The following is a 15,487-nucleotide window of genomic DNA, read 5'->3' as shown; positions in this document are numbered from 1 at the left end:
GGAAATACTTATTTCTACTTTTAATAAATAAAGTGTTGACTTGAGTATAAATGGATAATATAATCGTAAAAAAGGGTTAACGTTTACCTAAAAATACTCGTAATTTTCTTTCAGGTATAATCTACATTATTTTATGCTTTAGTGGTTAATAGTTTCCTATATTTATAAAAAAGAAAACGTTTTACTAACGATAATCCAAAAAAGGTAGGGATATATGATGAAAAAGGTTAAAGTTGGGATTGTAGGTTTAGGAAGACTAGGAAGACAACATGCTGAGAATTTAGCGTTTCGTATTCCGAATTGTGAACTATCGGCTGTTTGCAGTGTCATTCCGGAAGAAGTTGAACAAGCCCAAAAGGAATGGAGTATACCATATGCTTATACTAGCTATGATGAAATGCTTAATAATAAAGAGCTGGACGCAATCTTTATTGCTTCTCCGTCAGGGTTTCATTGCGAGCAAATCGAGAAAGCTTTACAAGCCGGTTTTCATGTATTCAGTGAAAAACCGCTTGGATTATATATGGAGGAAGCATTACGTGTTCAAGAAGTAGTGAATAAGCATAAAGAACAAGTTTTCATGCTTGGGTTTATGAGAAGATATGACAAATCCTATGCATATGCGAAAAAGAAAATTGAGGAAGGTAAGATTGGTGAACCATACTTAATTCGCTGCTACGGTTTAGATCCTGCAAAAGCCATAAACGGGTTTATGCAATTTGCCAAGAATAATTACAGTGGTGGTTTGTTTTTAGATATGGCCATTCATGATTTGGATCTTGCCAGATGGTTCCTAAATGTTGAAGCTAAGCAAGTTTGGGCAATTGGCGGCGCCTATGGGTATCCTGAAATAGCCGAGTTGAACGATGCAGAAACAGGGACTGCCTTAGTGAAATTTGAACAAAATAAAATGGGTGTTTTTGTTGCTGGACGTAACTGTACTCATGGATATCATATTGAAACGGAAATCATTGGTACAAAAGGTACATTGCGGGTTGGAACCATTCCTGAAAAAAATATGGTCACGGTATTTGATGAATCCGGGGCTGTAAAGGAATGCTCGGATGGATTTTTGGAGAGATTCGAACAAGCCTATTTAAGTGAGGTCGAAGAGTTTATTTCTTGTGTCAGTGAAAAGAGACAGCCAAATGTTACCGTTGAAGATGGGGTATTATCAACAGCTCTTGGATATGCTTGTAAAGAGTCATACGAAACAGGAGAATTGATCACAGTTCAATCACCTTATAAAATTTCTTCGTCTAATTAAAATAATAAATAAATTGTTTATATGAATAGACAGTTTGCTTTAGCAGTAGCAGCACTGTCTATTTTTCTGACATTATGACTTTGTAGTGTTAAACTGAACAAAAGAGGTTACTGGGAAAGAAGGGTCTATAATGAAGGTAACCATTCATAGCGTCGCTCAGGAAGCAGGTGTTTCGACTACAACTGTTTCGAAGGTGATTAATCATACTGGCAGCATTAGTGAGCAAACCAGAAAAAAAGTATTGGCAGCAATGAAAAAACTTAATTATTCTCCCGATGTAGCTGCTGCCTCGTTAAGAGGAAAACGAACAAAAGCTTTCGGTTTGCTTGTTCCTGATATTTCGAATCCATTTTATGCCGAAATCGCGAGAAGTATTGAAGATCGAAGCCATGAGTCTGGATATAATGTGATGATGTGTAACACAGATAATGATACTGAAAAGGAAAAGAGCTATCTATCACTGCTAACCAGTCAGAGGATAGATGGTCTAGTGGTAGCATCTGCTTTCAGAAGTCCAGATTTACTTGAAGAAATGCTGGATAAAGGATTTCCGATGGTATTAATAGCTTCGGAAATTCCAAAGTTATCCGTAAATACGGTGACAGTGGATGACTATAAAGGGGGATATTTGGCAACTTCCCATTTACTATCCTTGGGCCACAAAAAAATAGCAATCATCATCGAAAATATACGCAGTAATGCCGCAAGGTTGGCTGCATTTAAGGAAGAGATGAAAGAAGCAGACTTACCAATACCAGATGGCTTTATTGTGAAAACAGAAGCCTCCATTCAAAAAGGTTACGAAAGCGGCAAAAAAATTCTCTCAATGAAAGAGAGGCCGACTGCTATTTTTGCGTGCAATGATTTATTAGCAGCGGGTGTTTTACAGGCTGCTAAAGAAGTTGGTTTAAACATTCCAAAAGATTTATCGGTTGTTGGTTTCGATAACACTGTGCTTTCTACCACAACATCCCCAATGTTAACAACCATATCACAGCCGATTAAACTAATGGGAGCGAAAGCGGTTGATTTGTTAATCGGGGAAATGAAGGAGGAAAAGACGAATAAGGAACGTTTGTTACTTTCTCCGGAATTAATTATTCGACAATCAACAGCATCCTTGTCAAAATAAAATTTTTTGAAAGTATAGATTCTCTAACAAAAATAACAGTACAGTTGGACATAAAATTAAACTACCTGTATCCAGCACATGTTCATGTTTTCTGGTGTTCTTAACCAAATGAAAAATCGAGAGTAAAAAAGAGAGATTAGCGTGTAAATGATTACTGTATATCTGAATGTGAACCAGCCTATTCTCAAAAAATAACAAAGAGAATGGGCTGTTTCTTTTATTACATGTCCTTTCGTTCTTCTACCAATATACTCCTCCCCATTGGGTCCTTTTGTTATTTTTAAAGAGATTTTTCTTAAATCGCCTGCTGTTCTTTAATAAAACCTTCAAAAAATTTTCAATAATTAAAAAATGATATTGAATTATTTCAAAAGGGAGGTTAAAATTATTCGAGAAAGCGCTTAACCAACCATCTAATATTAACTTTCTAATAGATTTAAAATAAAGGAAGAAAACTATGAGGAAAATCCGTTGGGGAATAATGAGTGCAGCCAATATAGCGTATGATGAGCTTGTCCCGGCCCTGCTCCGTTCAGATAAAGCCTGCGTTGTAGCCATTGCTTCAAAGAATTCAGAAAAGGTTAAGCGTTTTAATTGCCCTGTTGTTTATCACCAATATGAACAGTTAATTGAGGATCCATCCATTGATGCAGTTTACATACCACTTCCAAATTCACTGCATGCGGAGTGGGCTATAAAAGCAATGAAAAAGGGGAAACATGTTCTTCTTGAAAAGCCTGCGGCATTAACAGAGGACGAGATGGAATTAATCCATCAAGCTGCTCACGAAAACAATGTTGTTTTTATGGAAGCTTTTATGTATCAATTTCATCGTCAGCATAAAGAGGCAAAAGAGTTACTTAAGTCTGGAGTCATCGGTGAGTACAGCCATATTAAAGCTCACTTTTCATGGATGCTTAAGGATCCGGGAGATATTCGGTTAAATCCGGAATTGGGCGGAGGTGCTTTGAGGTACGTAGGCTGCTACGGACTTCATGCAGTAACACAAATTATCGGCTTTAAACCAATTCAAATTTCCATGAGTGGAAAAATTCATCCGGAATACGGTGTTGATACAACTTCGGTTTGTGTTTTAAAAGATGAACAAAATCGGATCGCAGAAATATCTGCTTCAATGGAACTCCCGTTTATTAATCGCTATGAAATTATTGGAATGAAAGGATCAATAACAGTGGACTCTTCTTTTCGCCCTGATGTTTCTGATGACAAATTTGGAAAAGTTACTGTAAGAGATAAAAATAATAATGTTGTTCTTTTTAAAAGATTCAAAGATGATCAATATTTAAGACAGGTTAACCATTTCCAGGACTGTATACTTAATGGGGAAAATCCGGTATATCATTCAGGTCACTCCCTTCAAATGGCACGCTATCTGGAAAAGGCGTACCAATCATTGTCAAATGGATCTGTTATGACGAATATTTAAGCAACTAGTTAGTAGGGTTTAAAATAGTTACAAAACATATTCAAAATATGTTCAAAAAATATTCATAATATTGTTGCAAGTGGAGAATATGATGGTATAATTCTAATTAAAGGGAAAGCGCTTACCTTAGGAAATTTCGTCATAATTAAGAGAAAAACCAAGAAAGGGGACCAAATATGGTTGTGCATTCAAGAAGCCTCCTTGAAATAAAAGGAATTAAAAAAAGCTTCAATCAAAACCATGTACTAAAGGGGATTGACCTCGATGTAAAAGCTGGTGAAGTTCATGTGTTACTTGGGGAAAACGGAGCAGGCAAATCAACTTTAATCAAAATTTTAACAGGCGCATATCAAAAGGATGCTGGAGAAATTTATTGGGAAGGGAACCTGGTTCACCTAAATAACCCGGTTGATTCAATGACATTAGGTATTGCGACAATCTATCAGGAACTGAATGTTATTCCAGAACTAAAAGTATATGAAAATATCTTTCTTGGAAGAGAATTAAAACACGGCGGCAAAATGTCCTTACTTAACCGCAGAGCAATGCGAAAAGAAGCAGAGCGCTGTCTGGAGTTGCTTGGGCAGGACCCAAAACTTGCTGATGAGCAGCTTGGGAAACTAGGCATTGGGCAGCAGCAGCTGGTTGAGATTGCAAAAGCGATCACACTGGATGCGAAATTAATTATTATGGATGAGCCGACTTCTAGCTTAAGCGCCCTGGAAGTAGAACAGTTATATAAGGTTGTCGAAGAACTTAGGAAAAAAGGAATTGGGATTATCTTCATTTCCCATCGTCTTGAAGAAATTAGGCACCTTGGTGATAGAATTACCATTCTACGTGATGGATTCAAAATTGAAACTTTACCAGTAAAAACAACTGAAACCGACCTCTGGATAGAATTAATGGTTGGACGTTCGCTGGATGAAAAGTTTCCAAAGCAATCCTTTAAACTGGGAAAAGAAGGATTCCGGGTTGGAAATTTAGTAGTAGCAGGCACAAATGAGCCGATCAATTTTTCAGTCCGATATGGTGAAATTGTAGGGATTTCAGGACTGGTTGGCGCAGGACGTACCGAATTGGCCAGAGCGATTTTTGGTGTTGATCACCATAAAGGCGGGAAGGTCTTTATTGATGGCCAGGAAATCCGGATTAAATCTCCACGGGACGCTATCAACGCAGGAATTGCTTTTATAACAGAGGATCGCAAAAGTGAAGGCCTGTTGCTTGATATGACGCTTGACTTTAATATGGCCATAGCTAATATGGATAAGTTTAAAGGAAGTACAGGATTGCTCGATTTAAACGCAATGCGTAGAGAAGCAGTAAATTATGTGAAAGAGCTAAAAATTCGTCCAGGTAACATTGAACTTCACTCACGGAACTTGAGTGGAGGAAATCAGCAAAAGGTTGTTATCGCCAAGTGGTTATGCACCCGGGCAAAGGTATTTATTTTTGACGAACCGACAAGAGGAATTGACGTAGGTGCTAAAGTCGAAGTCTACCGTTTAATGAATCAGTTAGTTGAAAACGGTTCTATTGTCATAATGATTTCATCAGACCTTCCCGAAATTCTTGGGATGTGTGATCGAGTGATAGTTATGAGTGAAGGAAAATTAACGGCAGATCTGCCGATTCAAGAAGCTTCGCAAGAGAGAATAATGAAAGCGGCTACAGGAGGATGAAAAGATGAGTCAAGTTCAGGTAGTAACAAAATCAGAAACCGAATTACCTAAAGAAAAAAACACATTTAAGAAAGTAATCAGTAAGCTGGGACCTCTATTAGCTCTTATCATCTTGGTTGTAATCCTTTCTTCCCTATCAGATAAGTTTTTAACGATTAATAACCTCATGAATATTGCCAGTCAGTCTTCCATTAATGCTCTCCTTGGCATCGGAATGCTTTTGGCAATCTTGACTGCAGGGATTGACTTGTCAGTAGGTGCAATTCTTGCAGTATCGATCATGATTATGGGAATTGTAACCGTTAACATGCACATGAACCCGATTATCGGTATCATTGTTTGTCTTGGTGTTGGCACTTTCTTCGGCTGGATAAATGGAATTTTATTAACAAAACTGCATTTACCACACCCATTCATCTCAACTCTTGGAACACAATTTATAGGCCGCGGAATCGCACTTATTGTAACTGCGGCCGCACCAATTGCCGGTTTCCCGCTTATGATTCAATTTGCTGGAAATCAATTCGTTGGTCCGATTCCAGTAAGCTTTCTTCTAGTGATTGTTGTTTATGTAATCTTTCATATTTTCCTTACAAGAACAAAGACAGGTCGCTATATTTATGCGATTGGTGGCAATCCGGAAGCAGCTCGCCTATCAGGGATCAAGGTAGATCGCGTGCTGATGATCGTTTATTCATTAAGTGGTTTGATGGCAGGTCTTGCAGGGTTAGTAATGGTAGGACGTGTTAACTCAGCATTCCCGCTTGCAGGACTTAACTATGAATCTGATGCGATTGCAGCTGTTATCATCGGTGGCGCCAGTTTCTTTGGCGGGGTTGGTACAGTTTCCGGTACATTAATCGGTGCATTAACAATTGCTGTTCTTCGTAATGGTTTAAATCTTCTGAACGTTTCTGCAGACTCGCAAATGGCTGTAATCGGTATTGTTATCATTGCAGCAGTTTATGTGGACGTAATCCGTCAACGCAGAGCAAAGAAAAAGTAATTCTTTTGTTTCTATCTTGTTCGACAAATATCTATACAAAACGCGACTGCTTAATCACTATGAGGTAATCATAAAACATCATTAAAAACAGGAAAAGTGGAGGAATATAAATGAATACGAAGAAAATCAAAATAGTAGGTGCTGCTGTAGCCTTATCCTGCATGACATTTATCGCCGGTTGTTCATCAAGTGCTAGTAAAAGCACCAGCGCAACTGCAAGTAATAACAGTAATAAAAGCGTCACTGTTGTATTAAAAACTTTATCAAGCCCTTATTGGCAATATGTCCAGGCTGGTGCTGAGGCAGCAGGTAAGAAGCTGGGTGTTAATGTAAATGTAGTAGGACCATCAGCTGAATCACAAGTTATGGAACAAGTTAACATGATTCAAGACCAAATCAGCCAGTCACCAAGTGCACTTGTTGTATCTCCATCGCAGCCAACCACGGTTGTACCAGTATTAACTAGTGCGGCAAAAGCGAAAATACCGGTGCTTTTAATTGATTCAGACGCTACATTTGATGGCAAAACTACTTTCATCGGAACGGATAATGCAACAGCAGGTGTTCAAGCAGGTAAATTGCTTGGATCCATGCTTCACAAAGGTGATAAAGTGGTCCTCATTGCAGGAGCTCTCGGTAACCCTGCGACTGACCAACGGATTAAAGGTGCTAAGGACGAACTTATTAAAGAAGGAATACAAGTCGTTGCACAACAGCCAGCTGATAGCGACAAAGCAAAAGCATTGTCTGTAATGGAAAATATTATTGAGAAACACAGTGACGTAAAAGGTGTATTTGCAGCTAATGATGATATGGCACTTGGAGCATTGCGTGCGGTTCAGGCAAAACACTTAGATATTAAAGTAATCGGTACTGATGGAACGGAAGAAGCAGTTCAATCAATTCTTAGCGGCGGTCTTGCTGGTACTATTGCACAAAGTCCATATAATATGGGATACCAAGGTGTTGAAAATGCTATAAAAGTAGCTGATGGCAAAAAGATCTCAAACCGTATCGACAGTGGAATTCAAGTTATTACGAAGGAAAATGCTCAAAAACAACTTGATTTTTTAAAGAGTATTTCAAAATAATTGGCCCTGGTATTACCCCAAAAATTCCTTCATGGTAAAATGGTAACAGAATAGGACAGTTTAGAAGGAGTTTGAAAGTGGATGAAACCTACGATTTACGATGTAGCTGAAAAGGCGGGGGTCTCCATTGCAACCGTATCAAAGGTAGTTAATAATTCAGGTCGAATTAGTGAAAAAACCAGGAAAAAAGTGACTGAAATAATGAGGGAACTTGACTATCAACCAAGCAGTGTTGCAGCGGCATTAACAGGAAAGCAAACATATACGATTGGAGTTCTTGTTCCTGATATTTCAAATGCCTTCTTTGCAGAAGTTGGGCGGGCGTTGGAAAACAATGCCCGCGAGATGGGCTATGCAATTATTATGTGTAGCACAGATTACCAGATTGAGCGGGAAAAGGAATATTTGGATCTTTTATTAAAAAAGCAAGTTGACGGGATCATTATTGCGACAGAGCAGGAAGATTGGAAGGTATATAAAAATTTACAAAGAAAAAATATACCCCATTTAATGTTTTCAATTGATAACCTCCGTTTTTCATCACACATTGTTACTACTGATGATGTAAGAGGTGGATATATGGCAGGCCGTTATTTATTAGATAAAGGACATACGGATATTGCGATCATAGCCGAATTAAATCGAGCCAGCGGACGCATGCGTTTAGAGGGATTCAAACAGTCGTTAGCTGGTGAAGGGATTTCGTTAAAGGAAGAATGGACGGTCAACGCGATGTCTACAATTGACGAGGCAAAAACCGCAGCAAGGAAAATATTTTCTTTAAAGGATAGGCCTACTGCTGTGTTTGCCTCAACAGATTTGATTGCTGCTATCCTTATTAATGAGTCACGGAAAGTAAATATTCGTATACCGCAAGATTTATCAATTGTTGGCTTCGATAATACCATTTACGCTGAATTAGCAGACCCAGGTTTAACAACAATTGCTCAGCCGAAGGAAGAATTAGCCCACTATGCGATTGATCAGCTCTTAAAATTAATGAAAGACCCAATGATGCCACAGCAGCGGATCATGCTCTCACCCATGCTGGTAGAACGTAATTCTGTAAGAAGCTTAAAAAATTAATGAAGGAAAACCCGGTTAGGTCGGAGTTTTTCCCTTTTTAGAGTAAGCGCTTAATCATTTTAGTAAAAAGATTAGGAAAATTCAAATAACGGCTTGATGAAAATAATAGAAAGTGTATAATCATTTTAAGGAAAGCGCTTAACCAAAAATATTATTGGAGGAATCATTTCATGACATTATTGACAATTGGAATTATCGGAGCTGGCCGTATCGGAAAATTACATGTAGACAACTTAAAAAAAATCCCAAAAATTCGCATTAAAAGTGTTTCAGATGTTTTTATAGATCACCTTGAATCATGGGCAAAAGAAAAACAAATTGAAGTTTTAACATCTGATTATCACGAACTGCTAAATGATCCGGAAATTCAAGCCGTTTTCATTTGTTCACCAACCAATACTCACGCAACAATCATTAAAGAAGCCGCACTTGCCGGCAAAGATATCTTCTGTGAAAAACCAGTAAGTTTTTCAGTAGAAGAAACAGAGGAAGCATTGGCAGTTGTTGAAAAGGCCGGAGTAAAGCTGCAAATTGGTTTTAATCGCCGCTTTGATCCGAATTTCCGGAGAATTCAAACGCTTGTCAAAGATGGGCAAATTGGTCAGCCACACATTTTACGAATTACTTCCCGTGACCCGGAGCCGCCAGGTGTTGACTATGTGAAAGCTTCTGGTGGATTGTTTATGGATATGATGATCCATGATTTCGATATGGCCCGCTATGTAATAGGCAGTGAAGTTGTAGAAGTATCAGCAGCAGGGGCAGTCCTTGTTAACCCGGCAATTGGCGAAGCCGGTGATATTGATACCGCTATCGTTACGTTAAAATTCGCCAATGGAGCTCTTGGAGTCATTGATAACAGCCGCCAAGCAGTATACGGTTATGATCAGCGCCTTGAAGTTTTTGGTGCCAAAGGGGCAGCACAAGCTGATAACAATCGTGCCACTAACGTTGAAGTATCCACAGCAGAGAGTGTTACGAAAGATAAGCCGCTTTATTTTTTCCTAGAGCGTTACACTCAAGCGTATATCGATGAAGTGTCAGAGTTTGCCTCTGCTATTCTTGAAAATACAGAAATTACTTGCACAGGTTTTGATGGTTTACAAGCGCAAAAAATCGCGAGAGCCGCAAAAGAATCGCTTGAAAAGGGTGTTCCTGTCCAGTTGAAGCAGAGTGTACCAGTAGTTTAATAGAGATGAAGGAACTGGATACTAAGTAAAACAAGAAAAAGAAAAGGGAAAGGGAAAGGGAAAGGGTAGGGTCCTGCCTCTTCTCTTTTTTCATTTTGAAAAAATATTTGATGGAGGAAGATTGGATGTTTAATAAAAATCAAGTAAAATTAGCGATTGCCCCGATAGGATGGACGAACGATGATATGCCTGAACTCGGCAGCGAAGTTACCTTCGAGCAATGCATAAGCGAAATGGCGCTTTCCGGTTTTTCGGGAAGTGAAGTAGGAAACAAGTATCCGCGAAACACAGAGGTTTTAAAAAAAGCACTTTCTTTAAGAGGATTAGAGATTGCAAGTGCTTGGTTTAGTTCCTTTTTAACATCAAAGCCATTTGAAGTAACCGCAAAAGCTTTTATAGAACACCGTGATTTTCTTCATGAAATGGGTGCAAAAGTAATTGTTGTCTCAGAACAAGGCAACAGCATCCAGGGCCAAATGGAAACACCGCTATTTGCAAATAAACCTGTAAATTCTGAAGAAGAATGGAAGCTCTTATCGGAAGGGTTGACTCACCTTGGCGACTTGGCGGCTGAAAAAGGCATGAAAATTGTCTACCACCACCACATGGGGACAGGCGTGCAAACCACAACAGAAATCGACCGTTTAATGGAAGGAACCGACCCTGAAAAAGTATCCCTTCTTTATGATACAGGCCATCTTGTATTCTCTGGCGAAGATCACCTGGCAGTGTTAAAAAAATACGTTGATCGGATCCATCACGTTCACTTAAAGGATGTCCGTTTGGAAGTTGCGGAAAGAGTACATAGTGAAAAAATGAGCTTTTTGCAGGCTGTAAAATCAGGGGTTTTCACCGTACCAGGAGACGGCATCATTGATTTCAAACCGGTATTTGAGGTACTAGATGAAGCAGGCTATAAAGGCTGGTTTGTAGTCGAGGCCGAACAGGATCCGGCAATAGCCAATCCATTAGAGTATGCATTGAAAGCAAGGAAGTACATCCGGGAAACAGCCGGGGTGTAGAGGAAAGAATACCTCTTTAAGAAAAGAAACGGTACAATAAGAAGTTAAGGTCTGGGGAAGAACTCTTAAAGGGTTCTTCTCCACAAAGCGCCAAAATGAGGGTTAGAACTGTAGTTTTGGAGCAGGTCTGGAAAAGTAAACACTTTAATGATAACATAGTTCCATTTTTCGTTGATAATGGGTAAACCATTAGAGATTTAGTTGATATTTTAGAAGAAAATAATAAAATTTTTTAGTGATTGTTGAAACAACTATTGACTGAAAGCGTTTTTAATATTAATATTTACTCATAAGTTATTCAATAGTTGACCAAAAAAACTATTTGATAACTTCTTTGAAATAGTTGAAAGGGAGGGATTGACTAAAAAAATAAAGGAATTTACTACTTTCTTCCGCGCAGCCAAATTGTAAAACAAGGAACTTCTAAAAATGATTTATCCGCAATTGTATTCTGTAACATGGACAAAAAGTGAACTCTTTATTGATTTTATAGACTGAATATTATAAACTATAATTCAAATCGCATACGTATGCGTGGTCTAATAAAAAATAGATAATAAAGAGGCGAAAATGCTATTATGGCAATCACCACAAAAGATATTGCAAAAATGGCGAATGTAAGTCAATCTACCGTTTCCAGATGTTTAAATGACAGTCCAATGATTTCAGAGAAAACCAAGAGAAAAGTTTTGAAGATTGCACAAGAGCATGGCTTTCAATTTAATGCTAATGCAAGAAGCTTAAGTGCAAATAAAACCAATACAATAGGTGTCATTTTACCTCAGAGTTTATTTGGACAGGGGATAGAAGTGTACTTTAGCTCATGGCAGAATGAAATTATCGAAAGTTTAGAACGGATGCAAATGGATGTTATTATCTCATTTTTTGAGAATCGATTTACAAAACAGAATAATATCGAGAGATTCATTGCCGCAAAGAAAGTAGATGGACTGATTATTATGGAGCCGTCATTAGACGATAAAGCCATAGCAACCCTAGAAAAAACTGAAGTTCCTTTTATCTTCTGTAAGTATTTACCGCCCTTTTATAAGACAAAGGACGTAGATTTTGTTTGTGTTGACCAGTACAAAGGCGGGTATATTGCGGGTGATCACTTAATTAAACTAGGTCATAGGAACATCATGTGTTTGTCAGCTAATATCAGCGGCAGCGAGTTTGAACAACGGACCGAAGGCTTTAAAGCAGCGTTCAGGGATCATCATCTCCAGTATGATGATGATAAATTACTTTATGGGGACACGACTTTCCAATCGGGTTACCGCTTGATAAAGGATAATTTTGATATTTTAAAAGATGTGACGGCCATCTTTGCTCAGAATGATCTGATGGCACAGGGGGCAATCTCAGCATTGAAGGAATTTGATATAAAGGTTCCTAATGAGATAGCCGTGATCGGATTTGATGATATTGAGTTATGTACATTCTATAAACCATATCTATCAACCATCCATCAACCTATAAAAGAAATTGCAACACTAACATGTAAACGGTTAATAGAGAAATTAAATTCAACATCCAGCATGAAACAAAAACTAGAAATTAGTCCTACATTAGTTATAAGAGAATCTTGCGGGGGAAAAGTCTAACTTATTCCTTTTTTCTCCCAATAATGCAAGCGTATGCATTAACCTCAAGATCTTTTATTAGATGAATATGGGTAACCTAACTATTTTTTAGCATTAAATGCAAGCGTATGCATAAGGAAAATTTACCTAGAGGGATATCTTTGAGAATTTGAAAAAACCTGATTAGATTAACCATTTTTTAAAAAACAAAAATGCAAGCGTATGCGTAACAAAGCCTTTTTAAAAGATCATTGTTATTGAGCCTAAGTAGACCCAAGGAATCATACATAAATGGCTCTAAAGTTCATAGTTAACATTAAAATGTGGGGGAGAAATACTTATGGCAAATCAGGTAACTGAGAATGGGCGTACTCCAAAGGCATTTTTACGAATCATTACTTTAGTATCGACATTCGGGGGACTACTGTTTGGATATGATACCGGTGTAATCAACGGTGCACTTCCTTATATGGCTAAACCAGACCAGCTCAATCTTAATGCGTTAACAGAAGGACTTGTTACGAGTTCACTTCTTTTCGGTGCTGCGCTTGGGGCAGTGTTTGGCGGCAGGCTGTCAGATCGTAACGGTCGCCGAAAGAATATTCTTAGTCTTGCATTATTATTCTTTATTGCAGCGCTAGGATGTACCCTTTCACCAAATGCAGGTATTATGCTTGTTTTTCGTTTTCTGCTTGGTCTGGCTGTCGGAGGGGCCTCCGTTACAGTTCCAACCTTTTTAGCAGAAATGGCACCAGTTGAACAGCGGGGCAGGTTGGTTACTCAGAATGAGTTAATGATCGTTACTGGACAATTTCTGGCTTTCGCGCTTAATGCAGCCATTGCATCAACATTGGGTGAAAATGATCACGTTTGGCGTTACATGCTAGTTGTAGCAACACTTCCAGCAGTTGTCCTTTGGTTTGGAATGCTAATAGTACCTGAAAGCCCGCGCTGGTTGGCATCGAAAGGAAAAATGGGGGAAGCTTTACGTGTTCTCCAACAAGTACGTGAAGAAAACAGGGCCAAAGCAGAATTGCAAGAAATTAAAGCTGCAATTGCTGGAGAATCTGAAATTCAGAAAGCAACAATGAAAGATTTGGGAGTGCCTTGGGTGCGACGCATAGTTGTTCTAGGGATTGGAATTGCGATGTCGTCACAACTTACAGGTGTCAACTCGATTATGTATTATGGTTCTGAAATTCTAAGAGAAGCTGGGTTCGCTACTAAGGCCGCTCTTATTGGTAATGTTGCAAATGGGGTGATCTCGGTATTGGCAACTTTTATCGGTATTTGGCTGCTTGGAAAAGTCGGCCGTCGATCCATGATGCTGAGCGGTTTGACTGGAACAACAACGGTACTTTTGCTTATTGGAGTGTTTTCGTTCCTTCTAAAAGGGGCTGCAATTCTTCCTTATGTTATGCTTTCCCTGACAGTCACGTTTCTAGCTTTCATGCAAGGAGCCATTGGGCCGGTATTATGGGTTTCGCTCTCAGAGATATTCCCGTTAAGACTGAGAGGCCTTGGCATGGGGATTAGCGTCTTCTTTCTCTGGATAACAAATTTTGTAATTGGCTTGATGTTCCCAATATTACTCGAAAAAGTTGGTTTATCAGGAACATTCTTCGCTTTCGCGGCAGTAGGATTGATTTCTATCACCTTTATTTGGAAAATGATGCCTGAAACGAAGGGCCGCTCTCTTGAGGAGATTGAAAGTTATTTCCGCACCTATGATGAAGTTCATGATGATGAGAAAGCTGCAGCATCAAAATAGCAACTTCAGTTGTCTTAAGACAATAATGTATGCGTCTACAAATCTTGTGTTTTATAGATTGCTGCCTTTCCTATAAAAAGGCAATGGAGATTTTTATAGGAAGTGCTTAATCTAGGATAATTAATAAAAAATATTATTCAGATAATTAATAAGGAGTGATTATTGTGGAATTAAAGATCGGTGTTATTGGCACGGGTGCAATTGGGATGGATCATATTCGAAGAATTACATATAAAACTAAGGGAGCAAAGGTGGTTGCAGTCTCTGATATTAATGTGGAAAGAGCGCAACAAATTGCTCAAGAGGTTGGTGCTAAATTTGTAAAGTCTGGAGAAGAGCTCATTAAATTACCTGAGGTTGATGCAGTAGTCGTTACCTCTTGGGATCCAACACATGAAGGTTATGTTTTAGAAGCAATAAAAAATAAGAAATATGTATTTTGTGAAAAACCTTTAGCTGTAAAAGCGGGGGGCTGTAAAAGAATCATGGATGAAGAAATAAAACTAGGTAAAAAATTAGTTCAAGTAGGATATATGAGAAGATATGATCGAGGATACGAAGAAATAAAAGAAATGCTTGACAGCAGAAAACTTGGAGAAGTACTAATGCTTCACTGTGCCCACCGAAATCCTGGAGTAGATGAAAGCTATACTACCCCTATGGCTGTTGAAAATTCAGTTGTTCATGAAATCGATGTATTAAGATGGTTACTAAAAGAGAACTATGTAGCGACACAAGTTATTTTGCCAAAAAGAACAACTAGTGCACATAAAGAGTTACACGACCCTCAGATTGTAATTTTAGAAACAGAGTCGGGCATTCATATTGATATAGAAATCTTTGTGAATTGCCATTATGGATATGATATAAAATGTGAAGTAATGTGTGAAGAAGGAATGGTATATTTAACGGATCCAGCTTTTTCAAGTGTTCGTACGGAAGGTAAAGATTTTACAAAAGTATCATCCGATTGGAAGGATCGCTTTGTAAAGGCATATGATAGAGAAATTCAGCTTTGGGTTGATTCCGTGAAGGCTGATGAATTAAATGGTCCAAATGCTTGGGATGGATATGTAGCTGCGATTACTTCTACGGCTTGTTCAAAGGCAAGAGATACGGGGGAACGTGTACAAATTCAACTTGATGAATGTCCAGCTTTATATAATGATAGCTTAGTTTTGGCATAAAAATAAACTAGATTGAG

The 15,487-nt window shown here is 38.5% G+C and carries 12 protein-coding genes; all 12 read left to right on the top strand.

What is annotated here, in order from left to right; translation table 11 throughout:
* Positions 1-217 precede the first annotated feature (217 nt).
* The 12 genes from ACSU6B_RS11260 (at position 218) to ACSU6B_RS11205 (ending at position 15,470) form a co-directional block, all read left to right on the top strand.
* Complete coding sequence (locus ACSU6B_RS11260) at positions 218-1,267, top strand: Gfo/Idh/MocA family oxidoreductase (RefSeq protein WP_410885433.1); 1,050 nt, start codon at positions 218-220, stop codon at positions 1,265-1,267.
* Positions 1,268-1,397: 130 nt separating this feature from the next.
* Positions 1,398-2,399 carry a LacI family DNA-binding transcriptional regulator gene (locus ACSU6B_RS11255; protein WP_410885225.1) on the top strand — a complete coding sequence of 334 codons (1,002 nt, stop codon included), beginning with the start codon at positions 1,398-1,400 and terminating at the stop codon, positions 2,397-2,399.
* A gap of 457 nt (positions 2,400-2,856) precedes the next feature.
* Complete coding sequence (locus ACSU6B_RS11250; protein WP_410885223.1) at positions 2,857-3,846, top strand: Gfo/Idh/MocA family protein; 990 nt, start codon at positions 2,857-2,859, stop codon at positions 3,844-3,846.
* A gap of 176 nt (positions 3,847-4,022) precedes the next feature.
* Complete coding sequence (locus ACSU6B_RS11245; RefSeq protein WP_410885221.1) at positions 4,023-5,531, top strand: sugar ABC transporter ATP-binding protein; 1,509 nt, start codon at positions 4,023-4,025, stop codon at positions 5,529-5,531.
* 4 nt (positions 5,532-5,535) lie between these two features.
* Positions 5,536-6,537, top strand: a complete 1,002-nt coding sequence (locus ACSU6B_RS11240) for an ABC transporter permease (RefSeq protein ID WP_410885219.1) — start codon at positions 5,536-5,538, stop codon at positions 6,535-6,537.
* A 110-nt stretch (positions 6,538-6,647) separates the two neighbouring features.
* Complete coding sequence (locus ACSU6B_RS11235; protein WP_410885217.1) at positions 6,648-7,628, top strand: sugar ABC transporter substrate-binding protein; 981 nt, start codon at positions 6,648-6,650, stop codon at positions 7,626-7,628.
* An 81-nt stretch (positions 7,629-7,709) separates the two neighbouring features.
* Positions 7,710-8,714 carry a LacI family DNA-binding transcriptional regulator gene (locus tag ACSU6B_RS11230; protein WP_410885215.1) on the top strand — a complete coding sequence of 335 codons (1,005 nt, stop codon included), beginning with the start codon at positions 7,710-7,712 and terminating at the stop codon, positions 8,712-8,714.
* Positions 8,715-8,884: 170 nt separating this feature from the next.
* Positions 8,885-9,904 (top strand): inositol 2-dehydrogenase, encoded by a 1,020-nt coding sequence (iolG, locus tag ACSU6B_RS11225; RefSeq protein WP_410885213.1) that lies wholly within the window; start codon positions 8,885-8,887, stop codon positions 9,902-9,904.
* Positions 9,905-10,029: 125 nt separating this feature from the next.
* A complete protein-coding gene (gene iolE / locus ACSU6B_RS11220) occupies positions 10,030-10,926 on the top strand; it encodes a myo-inosose-2 dehydratase (RefSeq protein ID WP_410885211.1) in 897 nt (298 codons plus the stop codon).
* A gap of 578 nt (positions 10,927-11,504) precedes the next feature.
* Positions 11,505-12,533, top strand: a complete 1,029-nt coding sequence (locus ACSU6B_RS11215) for a LacI family DNA-binding transcriptional regulator (RefSeq protein WP_410885209.1) — start codon at positions 11,505-11,507, stop codon at positions 12,531-12,533.
* A 319-nt stretch (positions 12,534-12,852) separates the two neighbouring features.
* Complete coding sequence (locus tag ACSU6B_RS11210; protein ID WP_410885207.1) at positions 12,853-14,283, top strand: sugar porter family MFS transporter; 1,431 nt, start codon at positions 12,853-12,855, stop codon at positions 14,281-14,283.
* 164 nt (positions 14,284-14,447) lie between these two features.
* A complete protein-coding gene (locus tag ACSU6B_RS11205; RefSeq protein ID WP_410885205.1) occupies positions 14,448-15,470 on the top strand; it encodes a Gfo/Idh/MocA family protein in 1,023 nt (340 codons plus the stop codon).
* The last annotated feature ends 17 nt before the right edge of the window (positions 15,471-15,487 follow it).

The organism is Neobacillus sp. C211 (assembly GCF_051842875.1).
Taxonomy (GTDB): Bacteria; Bacillota; Bacilli; order Bacillales; family Cytobacillaceae; genus Neobacillus.
This window is presented reverse-complemented; position numbering and strand designations above follow the sequence as displayed.

Coding starts and splice junctions, on each gene's coding strand:
- ACSU6B_RS11210 (WP_410885207.1), top strand. CDS start 12,853: ATGGCAAATCAGGTAACTGAGAATGGGCGTACTCCAAAGGCATTTTTA.
- ACSU6B_RS11215 (WP_410885209.1), top strand. CDS start 11,505: ATGGCAATCACCACAAAAGATATTGCAAAAATGGCGAATGTAAGTCAA.
- ACSU6B_RS11255 (WP_410885225.1), top strand. CDS start 1,398: ATGAAGGTAACCATTCATAGCGTCGCTCAGGAAGCAGGTGTTTCGACT.
- ACSU6B_RS11235 (WP_410885217.1), top strand. CDS start 6,648: ATGAATACGAAGAAAATCAAAATAGTAGGTGCTGCTGTAGCCTTATCC.
- iolG (WP_410885213.1), top strand. CDS start 8,885: ATGACATTATTGACAATTGGAATTATCGGAGCTGGCCGTATCGGAAAA.
- ACSU6B_RS11240 (WP_410885219.1), top strand. CDS start 5,536: ATGAGTCAAGTTCAGGTAGTAACAAAATCAGAAACCGAATTACCTAAA.
- ACSU6B_RS11245 (WP_410885221.1), top strand. CDS start 4,023: ATGGTTGTGCATTCAAGAAGCCTCCTTGAAATAAAAGGAATTAAAAAA.
- ACSU6B_RS11230 (WP_410885215.1), top strand. CDS start 7,710: ATGAAACCTACGATTTACGATGTAGCTGAAAAGGCGGGGGTCTCCATT.
- iolE (WP_410885211.1), top strand. CDS start 10,030: ATGTTTAATAAAAATCAAGTAAAATTAGCGATTGCCCCGATAGGATGG.
- ACSU6B_RS11250 (WP_410885223.1), top strand. CDS start 2,857: ATGAGGAAAATCCGTTGGGGAATAATGAGTGCAGCCAATATAGCGTAT.
- ACSU6B_RS11260 (WP_410885433.1), top strand. CDS start 218: ATGAAAAAGGTTAAAGTTGGGATTGTAGGTTTAGGAAGACTAGGAAGA.